Below are 19,487 nucleotides of genomic sequence, written 5' to 3'. Positions count from 1 at the left end.
GATTATGTGAGACAGCACCATCACCACATCACAATCCCTGCTGATCCGATCAAAACTCCCGCAACCGTGACCGATGCCCTCAAGCGGAGCCATCGCAAAGACGCACAAAGCCCGGCTCAGCCGGAAAACAATCTTCATCATAAGAGGATTTGAATGAACAATCGCGACAACGCTGCTCTTACTGACATTGGCGGCTACAAACTCAACAGCCTTCTTCTCCCATCCAAGTCATTGCAATCGAGCGGTACGGTCGTTTTTATCCATGGTGCAAGCACCAGCCTTCTCGACCCGCTTTACACATTTCACGACAAGTCTCCCGAAAACATCCAGATGCTTTTTGTTGACCGACCCGGACACGGAAGATCGGAGTTTGGCCCCGCGCAAAACATTTGCCCCGATGCCCAGGCTGATGCGATCGCGAAACTCATGCAAATACGCGGGATAGAAAGCGCGACGATCATTGGTCACTCTTACGGCGGCGCGGTGGCTGCAGCTCTGGCAGTTCGCCACCCCGATAGAGTGACAGGTTTGATTTTCATCTCGCCCGCTGTCTATCCTTGGATCGGCGGTATCGCATGGTACAATACCGTTGCGCGGATGCCATTCGTCGGAGCAATGTTCAGCTTATTCGTCGCTCCAGCCTTCGGCCTTTTGAGCCTCAAAATGGCGATGAGGTCAGTTTTTACGCCAAATACATATCCAGAAGATTACGTAGAACGAACAAAGGCATGGCAGGCGCTGCGCCCCCGCACATTCCGACATAATGCACGCGAGCTTGGCGCATTATGCGAATGGGCAGAAAATTCTTATAAAAACTACAAACATATCGTTGCGCCGACAATTATCATCACCGGCGACACAGATGACATTGTGTCACCCGATATTCATGCCAAACAACTGGCTAAGGACATCGAACAAGCATCTATATTTGTCATAAAGGGAATGGGGCACAAGTCAGACTATGTGGCGCGAGAGCTTGTTGTTGCAGCCATCGAAAGACTTGCTGAACGCGACATGGACTTAATTGCGATTGCGCGGCGCATAGAGCATCAGATTTCAGAAGAGGCAAAGATCTGAAAAAGCGCCCGTCTCATTGAGGACTTGAACATGCACATCTACACTGCTGAGAGGACCAAACCTGCCCCTGCCGCATGGGAACACCTTTATGAACGCACTTTAAAGCCTGGTGGCTGTTCACCAACCGGACGTCCAAATGGACCAATTCTCTCAAAGGGTTATACGCCCCCTTTCTGGAATTGTTCACTCAATAAAAACTTTCACGCTTACAGCGCGTCCGCCTGCATCAACGACGGTCAATGTCGAATAGCCGGTGCCATCCGGCAGCCATGTGGCCGTGCGGCGGCGATTGGGTTCGGCAATGGGTTTGCCATTGGCAAGCCAGCGAAACGGTGCGCGTCCGCCCTGTAATTTCAGCACCAGCGGCGAGGCATTGTCGGTCAGGGCTTTCAATTCGACATGCGCGCCATCCGGCGGAAACACGATGCGCGGTGCAGGCTCAATCGTGGCTTTGACAACCGGCAGAGGATCGCTCGCAGACGAAAAACGTATCTGCGTCACAGGAAGATCGGCGCGTGCCGTGCGGAATGCGCCAGCAGGCGCACGCGGTAACGGTACGGAAGCAACGCCCGAACGCACAAAGGCTTCAAACAGAATGGGCGCTGCCGAAACATAACCGGCAAGGCCGGGCACCGAGCCACCATCGGCACGACCGACCCAGACACCCAGCACATAACGCCCGTCATAACCGACCGACCATGCATCGCGATAACCATAGGAGGTGCCGGTCTTGTAAGCGAGACCGAGGCGTTTCGCGCCTTGTGGCGGCACGACACCGGCCAGAATATCGCCAATCTGCCACGATGCCTGCTCGCTCAGAATAGGGGCCGACGGCTGCACAGGCTCTGAGCCTTCCGTGCCGTCTCGAAGGGCTGCCCCTCGCCCGCTATTGGCAAGGCCAGTATAAAGCTGCACCAGATCGCGCAGGCTGATACCCGCACCACCAAGGCCGATAGCCAATCCCGGCGCTTCACCTTTCGGCAATTGCAGATTGACCGCCGCCTGACGAATACGCGTGGTGAGCCGTGCAGGACCGACTGCATCAAGAAGGCTGATGGTGGGCACATTCAGCGACATTTGCAGCGCCTGACGGATGCTGACATCGCCCTGATAGCTCATATCGAAGTTGCGCGGACGATAGCCTGAAAAATCCTGCGGGCGGTCCTCAATAATGGTTTCCTGCGCAATCAGGCCCTGCTCGAAGGCCAGCCCATAGATGAAGGGTTTGAGGGTGGAGCCGGGCGAACGCACGGCGCGCGTCATATCGATCCAGCCCTGCCGCTTGCCATCGAAGTAATCAGCGGAGCCGACTTCGCCTAAGATATTACCGTTACGGCTGTCGGCCAGCACCATGGCGACCGATACTTTTGGCCCAAGCTTGGCGGCAGCTTCACGCGCCACAACTTCAAGCCCAGCCTGCACCGACTTTTTAAGCGTCAGATGATGCCGGGCCTCGGTCGGTGCCCGCTTCAATGCGAGATCGGCAAAATGAGCGGCCAATGAAGGCAAGGGATGACGCGTCGCGGATATGCGCTCACGCGATGCCCGCTCGGCTTCTTCGCTCGTGAAAACATCCGACGAAACCATGCGTTTTAGAACGCGATCCCGCGCGGCAACCGCGTTTTCCATCTCGCGATCCGGGCGGCGGCGCTCCGGCAATTGCGGCAAAGCCACAAGAAGCGCTGCTTCCGATATGGTGAGGCGCAGCGGCTCTTTGCCAAAATAGGCTAACGATGCCGACCGTACGCCTTCCAGATTGCCACCATAGGGCGCGAGTGTCAGATAACGTTCGAGAATTTCAGACTTGCTCAGGCGTCGTTCAATTTGGACGGCACGCGCAAGCTGCCGGAATTTTGAGCCAAAGCTGCGGCTTTCGCGCGGCTCAATCAGTCGCGCCAGCTGCATGGAAAGTGTGGAGCCACCGGAAACAATACGGCCACTGCCTGCAAGCTGATACGCGGCCCGCAGAAGCGCGGTGAAATCAATGCCGCCATGATCGTAAAAACGCTTGTCCTCATAGGCGATCAGCATTTTCACGAATTTTGGGTCGACATCTTCGATGCGGGTATTCAAACGCCAATAGCCGTCCGGCGTTGCATAGGCACGCAGCAAAGCGCCGTCGCGATCCATAACTTCGGTGGAAATAGTCAGCCGTTCCGGCAAAGGCGGCGGATAAGCACGGTCGAGCCAATCAAGCCCGACCACGGCTCCGACAGCGGCGATGCCAAGAAATGCGGCACCGCCAATCGCTATTTTCCAGCCTGATTTCATTGACCAGAAGTCACCTCCATCATGCTTGTCGCCGTGCGCGCTGCAAATTGCGGACGATACATGTCCTCAACCGTTGCTGCCGGATGGGTATAAAGACCCGGCGTCACAGCACGCACCACATAAGCCAGCGTAATCGGCTTCTTCTCGCCTGCCGAACGGTCGAAAGCGGCCACAAAACGATCATTGCGGAACTCAAGATGCGCTGCCTGTGTGCTGTCGAGCCATGGAAAATTGCCAAGGTCAGCACTGGAAACAAGCCCCGGATTGTCGATCTCGAAACCAGCGGGCAGCAGATCGGTCACAAGCAGACGCGACTGCCATTCCTGCAAATCGTCGATTTTCAGAACAACCACATAGCGCTCATTCTGATTGACCCCGGTGACATTGGCCGGTTCACCATCAAGCGTATAATAGGTGCGCTCGATGTTGAAACCTTCGCCACCCGCAGGCAGCGATTGTGCAGGCGGCGCAACGGCTGTCACAACAGCATCAACTGAACCCTGACCTTTGTTGGTGACGACCAGCGGCTGCGCTTCAAGGCTTGCACCATTGAGACGCTCGGAGAACGCGCCCTGATACGCTGTGCCATTGATGTCGAGGCTGATTGCGCCATTGTCATCCTGAAGCCCGCGGGCTGCAAGCAGCATCCATGCCTGATCCTGCGTGCTTAAGTAACGCGCCTTTTCGCGCTGGAACTCGACCAGCGTAATGAGAGCGGGAAGCACTTTCGGCGCAGGCTTGGTTTCCGCAGCCAGAGCCAGCATTGCCGCGCCATCACGCAGCGGCGAGCCATAATCAGAGCGATTATAGTCAAAGCTCGACTGGCTGGTTGCAAGCTGGAGCGACGCATTGAACACGCGTTCCGAACGCGGCTGGTCACCATAAAGCGCTAATGCTGCACCAAGCTGGGCAACGGCCATCGGGCTTGCAAAGTTTTCGAGCTGGGTATCGGCAAAGTAACGCAGATCGCCAACTGAAGCCTTCTTGTTGCGTGCCAGAACATAAAGCGCATAGGCAATGTCGTTGCCGCGTTCCTTGACGTCGGTGGTGTAGCCGAGCGCATTTTGCAGGTTAGAAAGCGCTGACAGCATTGCCTGCTGCGGCACGTCATAGCCCTTTTCGCGGGCACGCGTCAGGAAGTCGGTCACATAGGCGTCCATCCAGAGATCACCCGATCCCGGCGACCAGAGGCCAAACGAACCGCTTGAAGACTGGTTGTTGAGCACACGGAAGATGGAATCCTGTACACGCTTCTTGAGTTCTTCCTGGCTTTCCAGTCCCGCAGCCGCTTCCGTACCGGCTGCCATTTCGCTCAAATAAAGCAGCGGCAGTGCGCGGCTGGTGGTCTGCTCTGTGCAGCCATAAGGATAACGGTCGAGCGCCATCAGCAAAGCGGGCACATCAAAGGCCGCACTGCGCGTCACACCAACGCTGACAAAGGCGCCATCAAGCAGGCTTTCCGACAGAAGGCCGCCATCTACCCGCACACTTCCGCCATTGGCCGTGAGATTGACGACATGACGGGTCGTGACCGGCAGATCAACCGGACGCACCGGCAATGCTAAGGTCTGTTCAACATTGAGGCCTTCATCATTGGAAAGCCGGATCGTGACGCCGCCAGCACCCGTAGCGATTGCATTGAGCGGCATGGTGATCGACTGTCGTTTGCCACCCGCGAGCGCAATGCTTTCAGGATAGGAGCCAACCTCGACGCCGAGATTATCGGTGGTCTCAAGGCTCACACGATAATCGCCATCCGGCGCATCTGTATTGGCAATATCGAAGCGGATATTGGCCTGATCGCCAGGAGCCATGAAACGTGGCAAACCAGCGGTGATGACTACTGGATCACGGATGATGACATCGGCGACCGCGTGGCCGACAGCCTTTTTGGTCCATGCAACCGCCATGACACGCGCGGTACCGTTGAACTGCGGTATGTCGAAATCGATGATCGCCTTGCCGTCGCTGTCGAGTTCAACAGGACCAGAGAACAGCGCAACCAGCTTTTCGGTGGGCGGGCTGCCTTCCGCTGCCATATTGCCACCGTCGCCACCTGTGCGCAGCTTGCCGGTAACACCGAGCGAACCGTCGATCAGGCGACCATACATATCGCGCATTTCAAGGCCCAGCTGACGCTGACCGAAGAACCAGTTTTCAGGGTTCGGCGGCTGATAGCGTGTGAGATTGAGAATGCCGACATCGACCGCTGCAACCATCACATAGGCCTGTTCGCCACCCGCATTTTCAACCGAAACAGGGATGGAAAGTGTCGAGCGCGGCGCGATCTTTTCAGGCGGGGTGAGCGAAACGGCTAGCTGCTTATCGGCTGGATCGACCTTGAGCCATTTCAGACCAATCGCACGCGCAGGCATACGGCTTTCAATAGCCTCACCTGGACGGAACAGGGTTGCGGTAACATAGGCGCCCGCACCCCAATCCTCGCCGACCGGAATATCAATGGTCGTGCCACCTTCCGGCACGCTTGCGGTGATTGTCTTAAGCAGCTTTTCAGCACCAATGGTGATGAGCAGTTCACCAGCAAAACGCGGCGAGACTTTCAGTTCAGCCGTGTCGCCTGCCGCGTAATGTTCCTTGTCGAGCGCGATTTCGAGCCCGTCCGGCGTTTCGGTCGAGGTTGAGCTGACAAACCAGCCTGCATCAAACTCATAGCTTGTGGCCGGACCTGAAGCATCGGCAGTTTCGATTTCCAGACGGTAACGGCCCCAATCGACCGGCAGACTGATTTCAGCCTCGCTATCGGTTGTAAGGTCAATCTTGCCGTTGGCAATCGCCTTGGTGAAAGTCACTGGTTCGTAGTTCCAGCTGTTGCCACTGCGATACCACTGATAATTACGCTCGATCTTGACCAGCGACCATTGTGCGCCATCAAGCGCCTTGCGATCACCCTTGCTGTCAGAGGCGATCAGGCTGAACTTCGCGGTTCCGCCCTGTGGGACTTCATCGCCGGAGAACTCAGGACGAATGCCGATGAGATCGGTTTCCGGCTGAATAGCAAGATCAATCTTGCGCTCAACCGCACGACCACCCGTTTCGCGCATACGAACCGTGACGGCTGCATTGACGAGACGCGTCGTTGACGGCATTTCTTCAACTGCAACCGGGAAAGTCGCCTTGCCATTGTCATCGACTTTTGACAGGCCATCGAGCGGAAGCCGTGTGGCTTCGCCCTGATCTTCATCAGCGAGGCCGAAATAATAGCCCTTGAAGCGGTCCCACTGACGCTTGGTCGAAAGCGTGACTTCGCCTTCTAGCGCAAGACCGGCGGCAGGCGCACCATAAAGGAAACGACCATCCACGGTGATATTGGCGGTTTCACCCACTGCGATTTCCGGCTTGTCGGACGTCAGGTCGAACTCGATCCGGTCCGGCACGAAATCTTCAACCAGAAACATTTGCGTGGCAATCGCTGGCTGCTTGGGATCGGTGTAGATCGCTACCGTCCAGGTACCGCGCATGGCGTTCGACGGCAAGGTCAGGTCGATGGCATGACCACCCGCCAATTTGCTATCGGAAACAAGACGGCGATCTTCTACGCCATCGGGGCGCGTGAAGATGAAGGTGAGCGGCAGATCATCGATTGCGGTTGCGGTGTCGTCACGCGCAAGCGCGCCCACATGCACAACTTCGCCTGCACGATAGATGCCGCGCTCTGTCCATGCATAAAGATCAAGCGCTTTCGGCACGGCACGGCCCGTCACACCACGATCGGAAAGATCGAAACCGGCGCGCGCCATATCGAGGAATGTGAAGTCTTCATCATCTCCGCTCGCCATCAGCACCGCTGGCACCATGCCGTCCGTGCCGCGTGTCAGTCCCGGTGTAAACGTCGCCCGGCCATCGCGGTCGGTGGTCGCTTCGCCCAGCACTTCGTTGTTGCGTGCAAGCAGCGTCAGCTTCACGCCTTTAAGCGGCTCTGCGCTTTCGAGCGACCGGGCAAACACATTGATGCCGTCCTGTCCGGTATAGGTCGAAAGGCCGATGTCGGAAACGACAAACCATTGCGTGGCCTTGGTGCCATATTCATTATCGGACTTCTGAACCAGCGGTTCAGCGGTCAGCACATAGACGCCGGGCTTGCGTTCTGGCAACGCTTCATCAACCGGGAAACTGGTCGTCGCTTCCTTGTTCAGCTCATTGCCAGCAACATCGATTTCGCCTTGCCAGACAGGCGCACCCATCTGATCGGAAACCGTGCTGATGTCATAGCTATCGAGTTGACGCAGGAACTGATAGCCGGAAAGAAGCTGTGCCAGCGAACGGTCGCCAACGCGGTAGAGCTTCACCTTCGCTGCATCCAGATTGACGCTGACCAGCGGAATGCCGCGACGGGCTTTCGCAGGCAGCACAAAACTGTCACCTGTAAAGCGCACGGATGGCGCCCGGTCCTGCACATAGATCGAAAGCGTGACCGGTGCTGGAAGCACTTCGCCAACAGACGATGGCAGACCCTGACGGAACGTCACATTATAATTGCGGCCATGTTCCAGACCTTCGACGCAAATCTGGCGGTCCTTGGTGTCAACAGCCTTTGGCGCACCATTATCGAGCGTAACGAAGCTCGAATAATCGACACCGCTTTTTACCAGATCTTCTGAGAACTGCGCGCAGATGCGCGGCGCGGCATTATCATTATCGACCGTATTATTGACGATGCGGAAGCCTTTGCGGGCTTTGAGATCTTCATAGACTTCACGAACCGATGCGGAATTGACGAGATCAAGGCTTTCTTCATAGGCCTGCAAAGCCGGGCGCGACGCATCGCGCTTTTCCAGCGCCTGCGCCATGATGGCGAGCGCTTGCGCACGGTCATCCTTGGTGCGGGATGTCTGGTAAGCGAACCATGAGGCCGATGTCGCATCGCGCTGAAGTTTTGCGCGTTCCTGATAATTGGAGGGTTCGATCAAAAGTGCTGACAGCGCATATCCGGCCCATAATTGGCTGTCGTCCGGCGCCATGCTTGCAGCTAAGCGGAATTTTTCCATCGCCGTTCGCGGATCGCCATTCATGCTGGCAGTGCTCGCCTCATTGCGCAATGTGGGCAGTCCTTCAGAGTTTTCAAGGCTTGCCATTTCACGCTTTAGACGCCGGGCTTCGTCAACCAGATTGGCGGCAAAGAACGAGATTGCGGGAGGCGCACCAATATCTTCAACGGCGACCGCGGCAGGCGTTTCCGTCACGACCTTGCCCGCGATGGAACCGACAGACTCGTTGAGCTTATTGAAATCGGCTTTCAGAAAGCACCATTTGACCTTTGGATTATAGGTGAAGGCCAGACAGGCATTATCGCCAAGACAGATGCTTTTGCATTGCGCGAGCGAGACATTCTTTTCGGTTCGAAGATCGAAGCCGAAATAATCGGCATCCTGCGTCGTTTCAATGCGCCGGGTTTCGGTGGCATTGGCACTCAATGATGTCGCAAAACAAAACGCAGTCGTAAAGGCCAGTAACAGCCGATTGAACCGAACAGACATGAATGTCTCTCTTCTATGGTTGTCGCTCATCCCACGCGGCAGTCTTCAAACGAAGATCCGCATGCTCTCCAGATGAAACCTTAGCAATTTCTCAAAGGCCGGGTAACTGAATTTATGCCCGAACATATCAATAAGTTCTCACAAAGGACGCTATCGAATAGCGTCCAAGAATTTCGTTCCATGTTTCCACTTTATTAGAATGATATTCTAACCTGGTTTTCAGGAATGGAATTCTGTTCGTCGTAAAGAGAGGGTGGCTTCCTTAAATTCGCACCAGCTTAAACCAAGGAATTCCCCCATGCGCCTCAGCGTCCAAAACATTACAAAAGCTCTCATTGCAGGCTCGCTCATGGCGCTTGCGACCTCCGTCTCCGCCCATGCGGACGCAACGCTGGATCGTATCAAAGCCAAAGGCAAACTAACCGTTGGCGTCATCCTTTCGGGCGCGCCCTTTGGCTATATTGATCCCAAGACGCAGGAACAAAAGGGCCTCAACATCGATATCGCCAAAGAACTCGCAAAGGGGCTGGGCGTAGAGCTTGCAACGCAGACTGTCACGCCGCCCAACCGGGTGCAATTTCTGCAGCAGGGCAAGGTCGATATTCTGATCGCCAACATGCAATATACAGAAGAGCGCGCCAAAACACTGGGTTATGTAAAGACGCCTTATGATCGCATGGGTGGTGCCGCCATTGGTCGTAAAGACAGTGGTATCAAAGACTGGAAAGACCTCAAGGGTAAGGTCGCCTGCGTTTCGCAAGGCTCCAATTATGCACAGCCGCTGGCCGAGGAATATGGTGCCAATGTTAAAGCACTGCCAAGCCAGCCGGAATCACTTCTGGCACTCAAGGGCGGCAATTGCGATGTTTCGGTGCACGTAAGCGGCACACTCGGCCTGTTGCTTCAGGATCGCGCCGATGAATGGAAGGATTACGGTCTTCTTACCCCAACCGACCTCATTCCATCGGATTCTGTCATCTGGCTCAAGAAGGATGAAAACGATACCGAAGCAGCTCTCGACAAGATCGTCCGCGATCTGCATGCGTCGGGAAAAATGATTGAGATCGCCAAGGCTAACCGACTGCCAAACCTCAGCTATCTGGAAGAAGAGCACAACAAGCTCAAGTCTCAGTGAGTTTCGACTTTATCAGGCCAGACGATTTGCGGGCGGTCGATCCGTCCGCATCTCCAGAGCGTTTACGGAAAATTACCGGATAGTTTCAATGGAAGAAGCTCTGATTTCGCGCTTTATCGAACTGACAGGCGCAATCGGCCTCAATTATGAATTTCTCAACAGCAGTTATGAACGCGGGATCTGGTTTCATGGCATGGTCACCACGCTTGAACTGGTCATCATTACGATTCCGCTCAGTCTGTTTTTCGGCTTTTTGTTTGCAGGGGCGCTAACCTCCAACAAACGCTGGCTTTCGGTGCCAGTGCGCGGCTATGTCGAACTCACCCGCAATACGCCGACACTCGTTCAGCTCATGTGTGGATTTCTCGTGCTCAACATGCTGATTTCCAATGCAATTGGCGGCGCGCAGAAAAATCCCCTGACACCGTTTTTCTGGCTGATAACAATCACGGCTCTGCATAGTGCCGCTCTTCACGCCGAAGCATTGCGCGGCGGTATTGAAGCCGTGCCCGGCACGACAATTGAAGCAGCCAGAGCCATCGGTTTTAATTCTTTGCAGGTGCTGATCTATGTGGAACTGCCGCTTGCAATCCGCACCGCACTGCCTGCAATCGTCAATAATCTCGTCAATCTGGTCAAGCTGTCCACCGTCGGGTCGGCCATTGCCGTGGGCGAAATCACCTACGCGTCGATCCTGATCTGGACCCAGCGTGACAATGTGGTCGAACTGATGCTGGTCATTCTTTTGTTTTTCAGCATCATCAATCTCTTCGTCGCACGCCTTGGCTACTGGTTTGAAAAACGCCTTGCAATTCCGGGATATGGCCAATGACGATCGCAATTGAACAAAAGCCCGGCCTCAGGCTTTCGCCAGCAACGCTCACATTCACGGCCATTATTCTTGCGGTTGCGTTCTGGTTCTATATTGATCCGTCGCTCGGACAGATTTGGCTCAGCTGGCTGCCTTATCTTGGCAAAGGCTTTGCCATGAATGTGCTTATCAGCATCTGTGCCATCACGCTTGGCTCGCTGGCAGGGATTATTCTCGGCATCATGGAGCTTGCGCCCTATAAAATCATCCGCGCACCGGCAATCACCTATGTGCAGATTTTCCGCAATGCACCGCATCTCGTGCTGATCTTTGCCGCCACCTATATTTTCCCGTTCGAGCTGGTGGTTTTCGGCAATTATGTCCCCTTCCCCGACTGGATCAAGGCGGTCGTTGGCCTGGCGATCCCGGCAAGCGCACATATTGCAGAAATTACGCGCGGCTCTATCCAGTCAATCCCGACCGCGCAATGGGAAGCGGCACAGGGCTTGGGCTTTTCGCGCCTGCAATCGCTGCGCTGGATCATTCTGCCACAATGCATCAAGCGCTCGCTGCCACCGTGGATGAATCTTTATACGTCCATCACCATGGGGACGGCCCTCGCTTCGCTTGTCGGCGTGCATGAATTGCTGCATTCGGCAACCGATGCCAGCACCGCTGTGCAGCGCAATGATTTCACCGTCATCATCTATCTGAGTGTGCTGATGGCGTTCTTTCTCTTTTGCTATCCCGTGTCGCGCTTCACACAGCGGCTCGAAAAGCGGCTCTCCTCCCGCTGACAAGGATCTGGAATTCACATGAGCGACACCACCAAAACTACATTGGTCGAACTGGAGAACGTTCATCTGTCTTTCGGGCAGAATGAAGTGCTCAAGGGCATCGACCTCAAGATCAACAAGGGCGATGCGGTCTCGATTATCGGCCCATCAGGCTCGGGAAAATCGACCATTCTGCGCTGCATCAATGGTCTGCTGATCCCACAATCAGGCAAGATCACCGTAGGTGCAACCCGCGTGGACGCGCTTAAAACCGAAGCCGAGCGCATTAAATTGCGCAAGCGCATCGGCATTGTGTTCCAACAGTTCAATCTGTTCCCGCATCTGACAGTTCTTGAAAACATCACGCTTGCGCCGGTCAAAATCCTGCGCACGCCCAAAGCCGAAGCCGAGCGCCACGCAAAAGAACTGCTGAAAAAAGTGCGGCTCGAACATAAGACCGACGCCTATCCGGGCGAACTTTCCGGTGGTCAGCAACAGCGTGTCGCCATTGCCCGCGCGCTTGCCATGCGCCCGGAGCTGGTGCTGTTTGATGAAGTCACCTCCGCGCTTGATCCGGAAACCGTCGGCGAAGTGCTGTCGGTCATTCGCGATCTTGTCAATGAAGGCATGACGAGCATTCTTGTAACCCACGAGATGCGTTTTGCCGAAGAAATCAGCGACACGATCGTATTTACGGAAAATGGTCGCATCATCGAACACGGCACGCCGGAGCAGCTTTTCTACAAGTCCACAAACCCGCGCATCCGTGCGTTCGTGAACGGTCTTGGTGGCAATGCAAACCGCATCAATGAAGGCGGTGAAGGCATCTGATATGACAGATCATGTAACGAAAGCCTTAAGCCAGGCGATTGTTGGCTCTGAACCATCGCCCGATGCAATCGTGATTGCCCGCACGGCAATTGTTGATTTTCTTGCCTGCGCACTTGGCGGTGCAAATGATCGCAGCACGCTTCTGGTCAGCAAGGTTCTGGGTGTGGGCGGCACTGTCGCGCTCATTGGTCAGAGCGGAAAAGCCGATCCTTTCTCGGCAGCACTGATCAATGGTCATGCAGCCCATGTGCTGGATTATGACGATGTGCATGGCAGTGTGCGCGGACATCCGACGATTGCAATCATTCCCGCACTCCTTTCGGTGGCCGCAGAAAGCAATGTCAGCGCGCACGGATTCATTGCCGCCTATATTGTCGGACTGGAAACCATGGCACGCCTTGGCCTTGCCATGGGCACAAAACACTATGAAACCGGCTTTCACGCGACCGCAACGCTCGGCACCATCGGGGCTGCGGCAGCCATTGCGCATCTTCTCAAATTTGATGCGACAACCACAGCCATTGCTCTTGGTCTCGCGGCCACACAATCAGCAGGGCTTCGCCTGCAATTCGGCTTTGACGCAAAGCCGCTTCATGCAGGATTTGCCGCGCGCGCCGGTCTCACGGCCGCCCGACTGGCCGAAGCTGGCTTTCACGGTGCACCGGATTTCATCGACAACGCAAACGGCTTTTTCAAAGCCTTTGCCTTTGGTGCGCAAGATCTATCCCGCGTGAGCCAAGGTTGGGGTGCGCCATGGCAGATTATCGTTCCGGGCCTGACGCTGAAAGCGTTCCCCTGCTGTACAGCGGCGCATCCGGTTGCTGTCGGCGCTTTAGCCTTGCGCCATGAAAACGCGCTGCAACCCGATCAGATCGCCTCCGTTTCCATCACCTTCCCCCCCGGAGGCGATGCCGCACTGGTGACAACCAAGCCTGTGACGGGCATTGATGCGCGGTTCAGCCCGGAATATATTTTTGCGGCTGCTTTACGGGACGGAAAACTGACAATTGCGCATTTTGATGAGCGGCCGGTCGATGCCGATCTCACGCAGCTCGCAGCGAAAGTAACGCGACACCATGACGAGCAAGCAGCGCGGCTCTCGCCCGATCCCAAAACACGCTTCGTCATGATCGATGTAACGCTGAAAGACGGCTCGATGCTTTCCAAGCGTGTCGATGGTCTGCCGAGTATCAGCGATCCAACCGACAAATTCAAAGATGCGACAAAGGATGATCTGCGCTTTGCAGGCATCCCCGATCTCGTCCAATCCATGACCAGCGCAGACGACTTGCAAAAGCTTATCGCGTGGCTCAACCAATCCCCGGAGTAAAAGACATGACCAAGAAACAAATGCATCTCGGCCTTTTCCTGCAAGGTGCTGGCCACCATGTTTCCGGCTGGCGTCACCCGGATGCGGAAGCGGGCAGCGAGAATTTTGATCTGCTGCGCCGTGTGGCACAAGAAGCGGAAAAAGCGAAATTCGACATGGTATTTCTGGCCGATGGCCTGACCAGCGGCGTCGATGCGCATCCGTCGATGGTAGCGCGGTTTGAGCCGCTGACCTTGCTATCCGCACTTGCCATGGTCACAGACAAGATCGGGCTGGCAGCCACCGCTTCGACCACCTATGGCGAGCCTTATCACACAGCCCGCGCCTTTGCGTCCATTGACCATTTGAGCCATGGACGGGCCGCGTGGAACATCGTCACCACATCCTACGCCCGTACGGCAAACAACTTCTCCAAAAGCCATCCCGAACATGATGAGCGCTATGCGGTCGCTGAAGAATTCGTCGATGTCGTGCGCGGTCTTTGGGATAGCTGGGATGATGATGCTTTTCCCAAAGACAAGGAAAAAGGCGTCTATGCCGATCCGAACAAGCTGCATGTGCTCAATCACGCCGGCAAATATTACACGGTGCAGGGCCCGCTCAATATTCCGCGTTCTCCGCAAGGTCATCCGGTGCTCATTCAGGCTGGATCGTCCGGCCCAGGCCAGGATCTGGCGGCACGTATCGCGGATATTGTTTTCACAGCACAGCAGAGCCTGCCGGAAGCACAGGCATTCTATACAGGCCTGAAAGAACGCGTGGTCAAAGCAGGCCGGGACGCCGACAGCGTTGCCGTGATGCCGGGCTTCATGCCGATCATTGGCAAAAGTTTCGAGGATGCTGCCGAAAAGCTGAAAGAACTCAATCGCTGGACAGATATCAAGAGTGCCATGCCGCTTCTCGAAGAGCGTATCGGCCACAGCCTTGCCGAATCTGATCTGGACGGCCCCCTGCCCGACCTGCCGATTTCTGATCAGCTTCGCAGCCGAGCAGAACTTTTGCGTGATCTGGCGCGCCGCGAGAATCTCACCATCCGTGACCTTGCTCTTCGCGTCGCGGCCGGTCGTGGCCACCATATTGTGCTTGGAACGCCCGAGCAGATTGCCGACCGCATGCAGGAATGGTTTGAAGGCAAAGCTGCCGATGGCTTCAATGTGATGCCTCCATATTTCCCCGGCGGTCTTGAAGATTTCAACACAAAGGTCGTGCCGATCCTTCAGGAGCGTGGGCTTTTCCGCACAGAGTATGGTGGCTCGACATTACGCGAACATCTCAATATTGCACGGCCAGGCATGACACCAAGGCACTAAGGTGCTCACGCAGCACACAAGTTTAACCGGGTATCTATGAGCCATACTCACCGATACCCGGTATAAGATAGACACGATACGCCTCCCCCAAAACAAAGGCCAGAAAGCCTGCCCCGCAGGTTTTCCGGTTGGCATGAATAATGGCACATCCAAACAGACTGAATTTCGAAACGCCCGATGCGCCCGGCGCAATGGCCACAGCGGATGAACTCAAAGCTGCGATGCGGCAGCTTGCTGCCGGCATCTGTGTTGTGAGTGTTGGCACCGGCGAAGCCAAAACGGGGGCAACGGTGACATCTGCGACAGCACTGTCCGTTGAACCGCCCACCATCATCGTCAATATCAATCTCACTGCATCTGTCTGGCCGGTAATCAATGCTGAAGGTTGCTTCTGCCTCAATATTTTATCCGATGCGCAACAGGCCATCGCCGATCGTTTTGCAGGCCGGAACGGTGAAAAGGGTGCACGCCGCTATGAAGGCGCCGAATGGTACAGGCTTGCAAGCGGTGCATTGGCGCTCAAAGGTGCACTCGCTTCCATTGATTGCGAAGTTGAAGACGTCATCACGCGCCATACCCATGCGATTGTTATTGGTCGTGCACTCAAAATCGTGACCGGCAGTGGCGAACCTCTGATCTATCATCAAGGACGCTATCACAGCTTACAACGCTGATATTTTCTTAACGCATAGGCTCTATCGAGATGAAGTGCGACTTCGTTTCAATCAGATCGCAGCGCGCTATGAGCCTGCATCTTACCCGAAAACCGCTTTGCGCCTTTGTACATGTGCTTGCCAACCCGCATTATACCTAAAACAGCTGTTGCCTTGATTTCACAAATTGCCTAGCTGTTAGACAAGTTGCGTGAAAGCGGAGGAGTGAGCATCATGATTGACTGGGTATCCAATAGTACGCCGGTTAACCGAAAAAATGCTGCTGAAATCGTATTTGAGGATATACGGTCAGCCATAACGACCGGACGCCTGCAGATCGGAATACGCCTTCCCTCTGAAGCCAAGCTCGCGGAAAAATACAGCGTCAGTCGTCCAATCGTGCGCGAAGCACTGCGCTCGCTTCAAACGCTCGGCCTCACCCACACCCGCACCGGAAGCGGCACTTATGTGCTGAAATCTTCACCGGGCCCGGAATTAAGTTATGGCGGCTATTCGGCGAGTGATCTTATTGAGGCGCGTCCGTTTATTGAAGTGCCCGCAGCAGGCTGGGCCGCATCACGCCATACGCAGGATCAGATCGAAAAAATCCTCGATATTTGTGAGCGCATGGACAGACAGACGGACCTTCATAAATGGGTTCTTCTCGACACCGAATTTCACAGCATGATTGCTACAGCTTCCGGCAATACGGTTTTCGCCAATATCGTAGCAGATGCGCGCGATGCCCTTTCGCGCCAGTCGGAACTCGTCAATCTGATGGCTGGTCGGCGCACCGCGTCCAATATTGAACATCGCCAGATCGCCGAAGCGATCAAATCCGGCTCTCAGGAGCGGGCACGGCTTGCCATGCAAAACCATCTCGGACAGGTCGAACTGGCCGTGACCACGATTATTGCAAAAGAAAAATAATGTAAAACAGCTCGTTCTCGGAGTGATTTATGCCGTGCTCTGGCAGAGCATACCAAGGCATAAAACCGAATTTAAAATTCTGAATCTACTGTATAATTTTTATAGCAGTGACGCAGTGGACCCTAAGTTCCAGCTGCCCCACGCCCTGCAATTCATCAAAAACATCCGCTCCCGCGCCTGCTTGACTGCCGATTTCTGATATGCGTTAAGAGCTTCAGAAATTTGTCATACAGCATTACAGAATATCAAAAACGCAACGGTCCATCGTCGAAAGCATTTCATCAAAGCTATTTCTTCATAGAAAATCTGGCTCTCAGGGAGGAGCGATGACAACGGAATTTATCAAGGCGACGCCATCTGAATGTGAAGTCTACAAAGAAGAAGACAGCGGCTATCACAAAGCGCTTAAACCACGTCAGATCCAGATGATTGCCATTGGCGGTGCCATTGGTACGGGTCTGTTTCTTGGCGCGGGCGGACGGCTGGAACAGGCCGGCCCTTCACTGGTGCTTGTTTATGCTGTGTGCGGCTTTTTCGCATTTCTGGTACTGCGCGCCCTTGGCGAGTTGATCATGCATCGCCCGAGCTCCGGCTCTTTTGTCTCCTATGCACGCGAGTTCTACGGCGAAAAAATGGCTTTTGCAGCGGGGTGGATGTACTGGCTCAACTGGGCCATGACGTCGATTGCGGACGTGACCGCTGTCGCGCTCTACATGAATTTCTTCAAGCATTATGTTCCATGGCTCGAAGGCATTGACCAGTGGGTGTTTGCGATGACCGCGCTCATCATTGTGCTCTCGATGAACCTGCTCTCGGTCAAAGTCTTTGGAGAGCTGGAATTCTGGTTCAGCCTTGTCAAAGTGCTCTCGCTTGTCATTTTCCTGATTGTCGGCATTTATTTTGTCGTGACCGGCACACCAATTGATGGTCATCAGCCGGGTTTCCATCTTATTCGTGAGAGCGGCGGCTTCTTCCCCAACGGGATATTGCCTGCACTTGTCATTATACAAGGTGTCGTGTTTGCCTATGCCTCGATTGAGCTGATTGGCACCACGGCTGGCGAAACAGAAGATCCACGCAAGATCATGCCAGGCGCGATTAAAACAGTCGTTTTCCGCTTGCTGGTTTTCTATGTCGGTTCTGTCCTGCTTCTCACCATGCTGCTTCCTCACACGCTTTATTCGGGCGGAGAAAGCCCGTTTGTCACCTTCTTCAGTAAAATTGGCGTCGAGGGTGCTGATATTATCATGAACCTTGTGGTTCTCACTGCGGTTCTGTCATCCCTTAATGCCGGTCTCTACTCAACCGGACGCATTCTCCACTCCATGGCTGTTTCCGGTTCAGCACCTGCGTCTCTTGCCAAAATGAACAAAAATGGCGTGCCCTATGGCGGCATCGCTGTCACCGCCGCAGTGACCGCGCTTGGTGTGGTGCTCAACGCCTTTGTTCCGGCGGCAGCGTTCGAGATTGCACTTAATCTGGCTTCACTGGGGATTATCACCGCCTGGGGCGTGATTATCCTGTGCCAGCTCAAGCTTTGGTCTCTTTCGCGCAAGGGTGAAATCGCCCGTCCGGACTTCCGCATGTTCGGCGCACCTTACACCGGCATTCTCACGCTTTTGTTTTTGTTCGGCGTTCTGGTGCTGATGGCTTTCGATTATCCTATTGGCTCATATACCATCGGTTCGATGATTATCATTGTACCTGCGCTGGTTATTGGCTGGTATTGTCTGCGTGACCGAATCTATCGTCTGGCAGCCGAACGCGCAGCCGAGGCGGGCCATGCTGACAAGTGAGGGGCAGAGTGAATAAGACGCAATTCCAACCATTGGTGGCGGTTATTGCCACCGGTGGAACTATTGCAAGCAAGCGCGGGGAAGACGGGGCAAGCACACCGACGCTGAACGGCGGAGATCTGCTCGCAACTCTTGCAGGGCGTGATGCCAGCCTGCGTGCAATTGATCTGATGGCCAAGGATTCTTCAAGCCTGACGCTCATCGATATGCAGGCCATTAGCGATGCCGTTCAAGTGCAGCTCGACGACCCGCAAATCAGCGGCATTGTTGTGCTTCATGGCACGGATTCCATGGAAGAGACCGCCCTTCTTGTTCATCTGCAACGGCATATTTCCAAGCCAGTCATTTTCACAGGCGCACAATTTACAGCTGATCATCCCGATGCTGACGGTCCTGCCAATCTGGCCACAGCAATCCGCCTTGCCGCTGATCCTGCCAGCAGGGATAAGGGCGTGGTGATTGCCTTTGGTGGCCGGATTGTTCCTGCATGGGGTGCTTTCAAATACAGCAGTGACCACGCTGACGCTTTCAGATCGGTGCGCGCGCTTAAAACACCCGACGGCATTCACCTCCCCGCGCCGGTCGCTGGCAAACGTATCGACATCGTTGCCATTCATCCCGGCTGTGATGATCTGCATATTCAGGCCAGCATACAAGCAGGCACAGATGGCATCATCCTTGCAGCGCTTGGTTCAGGCAATGCCAACGCGGCTATCGTTGAAGCCGTGAAGCAATGCTCAAAGCATAATATTCCGGTCGTGGTTTCAAGCCGCGTTCCAACAGGTGTGCTGGTGGCAGGCTATGGCGGCGGTGGCGGTGGTTTTGATCTGGTTACAGCCGGTGCGATCCATTCGCAAACCCTACGCCCCGGACAGGCACGAATTCTATTGGCCAGCATGATAGCGAACGCATGCCCGAAAGAGCTGATCGTCAAAGCTTTTGACGATGAGGATTTTCGGCTGGGCACTCAATCTCAAAAAAAATCTCTTGAGACTTGAATCCAAACTTTCGATTTCTATTTAAACAGTGTGGACCGGGCCCCTCTGGCGGTTTCCTTGAAACCGTGATGTCG

At 54.9% G+C, this 19,487-nt stretch carries 13 protein-coding genes; 11 read left to right on the top strand and 2 right to left on the bottom strand.

From position 1 onward, the window contains the following. The first annotated feature begins 153 nt into the window (after nt 1-153). On the top strand, nt 154-1,077 hold the full coding sequence (locus ABE527_RS17285) for an alpha/beta fold hydrolase (protein WP_499697681.1): 924 nt from the start codon (nt 154-156) through the stop codon (nt 1,075-1,077). Between the two features lie 183 nt (nt 1,078-1,260). Here ABE527_RS17285 and pbpC read toward each other — a convergent pair whose 3' ends face one another. Both pbpC and ABE527_RS17275 read right to left on the bottom strand, forming a co-directional pair. Continuing rightward, the gene (gene pbpC / locus ABE527_RS17280; RefSeq protein ID WP_499697680.1) at nt 1,261-3,348 is read right to left on the bottom strand and encodes a penicillin-binding protein 1C; all 2,088 of its coding nucleotides are present in this window, start codon (nt 3,346-3,348) and stop codon (nt 1,261-1,263) included. After that, nucleotides 3,345-8,843, bottom strand: a complete 5,499-nt coding sequence (locus tag ABE527_RS17275) for an alpha-2-macroglobulin family protein (RefSeq protein ID WP_499697679.1) — start codon at nt 8,841-8,843, stop codon at nt 3,345-3,347. Before ABE527_RS17275 ends, pbpC begins: the two co-directional genes overlap by 4 nt. A 349-nt stretch (nt 8,844-9,192) precedes the next feature. Here ABE527_RS17275 and ABE527_RS17270 point away from each other — a divergent pair, with 349 nt between their 5' ends. From ABE527_RS17270 to ABE527_RS17225, 10 genes are all read left to right on the top strand, one after another. Further along, nucleotides 9,193-9,978, top strand: coding sequence for a transporter substrate-binding domain-containing protein (locus tag ABE527_RS17270; RefSeq protein WP_396996850.1), 786 nt, complete (start codon nt 9,193-9,195; stop codon nt 9,976-9,978). 88 nt (nt 9,979-10,066) lie between these two features. After that, on the top strand, nt 10,067-10,810 hold the full coding sequence (locus ABE527_RS17265) for an amino acid ABC transporter permease (protein WP_499697678.1): 744 nt from the start codon (nt 10,067-10,069) through the stop codon (nt 10,808-10,810). Beyond that, nucleotides 10,807-11,586: an amino acid ABC transporter permease gene (locus ABE527_RS17260; protein ID WP_265984985.1), complete on the top strand. Its 780-nt coding sequence runs from the start codon at nt 10,807-10,809 to the stop codon at nt 11,584-11,586. The genes ABE527_RS17265 and ABE527_RS17260 overlap by 4 nt, the downstream gene beginning before the upstream one ends. Nucleotides 11,587-11,604: 18 nt before the next feature. Then, nucleotides 11,605-12,396 (top strand): amino acid ABC transporter ATP-binding protein, encoded by a 792-nt coding sequence (locus ABE527_RS17255; protein ID WP_499695136.1) that lies wholly within the window; start codon nt 11,605-11,607, stop codon nt 12,394-12,396. 1 nt (nt 12,397) lies between these two features. Next, complete coding sequence (locus tag ABE527_RS17250) at nt 12,398-13,726, top strand: MmgE/PrpD family protein (RefSeq protein ID WP_499697677.1); 1,329 nt, start codon at nt 12,398-12,400, stop codon at nt 13,724-13,726. Between the two features lie 5 nt (nt 13,727-13,731). After that, complete coding sequence (locus ABE527_RS17245; protein WP_499697676.1) at nt 13,732-15,036, top strand: LLM class flavin-dependent oxidoreductase; 1,305 nt, start codon at nt 13,732-13,734, stop codon at nt 15,034-15,036. Between the two features lie 140 nt (nt 15,037-15,176). Then, nucleotides 15,177-15,710 (top strand): flavin reductase family protein, encoded by a 534-nt coding sequence (locus ABE527_RS17240; protein ID WP_499697675.1) that lies wholly within the window; start codon nt 15,177-15,179, stop codon nt 15,708-15,710. A 213-nt stretch (nt 15,711-15,923) separates the two neighbouring features. Continuing rightward, nucleotides 15,924-16,619, top strand: coding sequence for a FadR/GntR family transcriptional regulator (locus ABE527_RS17235; RefSeq protein ID WP_499697674.1), 696 nt, complete (start codon nt 15,924-15,926; stop codon nt 16,617-16,619). A gap of 326 nt (nt 16,620-16,945) precedes the next feature. Then, entirely contained in the window at nt 16,946-18,415 is a 1,470-nt protein-coding gene (locus tag ABE527_RS17230) for an amino acid permease (protein WP_265984979.1), read from the top strand. Between the two features lie 8 nt (nt 18,416-18,423). Further along, a complete protein-coding gene (locus ABE527_RS17225; RefSeq protein WP_499697673.1) occupies nt 18,424-19,413 on the top strand; it encodes an asparaginase in 990 nt (329 codons plus the stop codon). Nucleotides 19,414-19,487: the final 74 nt, after the last annotated feature.

The organism is Brucella sp. TWI432 (genome assembly GCF_039674445.1).
GTDB lineage: Bacteria > Pseudomonadota > Alphaproteobacteria > Rhizobiales > Rhizobiaceae > Brucella > Brucella chromiisoli.
This window is presented reverse-complemented; position numbering and strand designations above follow the sequence as displayed.

Bases quoted from the DNA above. Each gene is read 5' to 3' on its own strand.
- ABE527_RS17285 (WP_499697681.1), top strand. From the start codon at position 154: ATGAACAATCGCGACAACGCTGCTCTTACTGACATTGGCGGCTACAAA.
- pbpC (WP_499697680.1), bottom strand. From the start codon at position 3,348: ATGAAATCAGGCTGGAAAATAGCGATTGGCGGTGCCGCATTTCTTGGC.
- ABE527_RS17275 (WP_499697679.1), bottom strand. From the start codon at position 8,843: ATGTCTGTTCGGTTCAATCGGCTGTTACTGGCCTTTACGACTGCGTTT.
- ABE527_RS17270 (WP_396996850.1), top strand. From the start codon at position 9,193: ATGGCGCTTGCGACCTCCGTCTCCGCCCATGCGGACGCAACGCTGGAT.
- ABE527_RS17265 (WP_499697678.1), top strand. From the start codon at position 10,067: ATGGAAGAAGCTCTGATTTCGCGCTTTATCGAACTGACAGGCGCAATC.
- ABE527_RS17260 (WP_265984985.1), top strand. From the start codon at position 10,807: ATGACGATCGCAATTGAACAAAAGCCCGGCCTCAGGCTTTCGCCAGCA.
- ABE527_RS17255 (WP_499695136.1), top strand. From the start codon at position 11,605: ATGAGCGACACCACCAAAACTACATTGGTCGAACTGGAGAACGTTCAT.
- ABE527_RS17250 (WP_499697677.1), top strand. From the start codon at position 12,398: ATGACAGATCATGTAACGAAAGCCTTAAGCCAGGCGATTGTTGGCTCT.
- ABE527_RS17245 (WP_499697676.1), top strand. From the start codon at position 13,732: ATGACCAAGAAACAAATGCATCTCGGCCTTTTCCTGCAAGGTGCTGGC.
- ABE527_RS17240 (WP_499697675.1), top strand. From the start codon at position 15,177: ATGGCACATCCAAACAGACTGAATTTCGAAACGCCCGATGCGCCCGGC.
- ABE527_RS17235 (WP_499697674.1), top strand. From the start codon at position 15,924: ATGATTGACTGGGTATCCAATAGTACGCCGGTTAACCGAAAAAATGCT.
- ABE527_RS17230 (WP_265984979.1), top strand. From the start codon at position 16,946: ATGACAACGGAATTTATCAAGGCGACGCCATCTGAATGTGAAGTCTAC.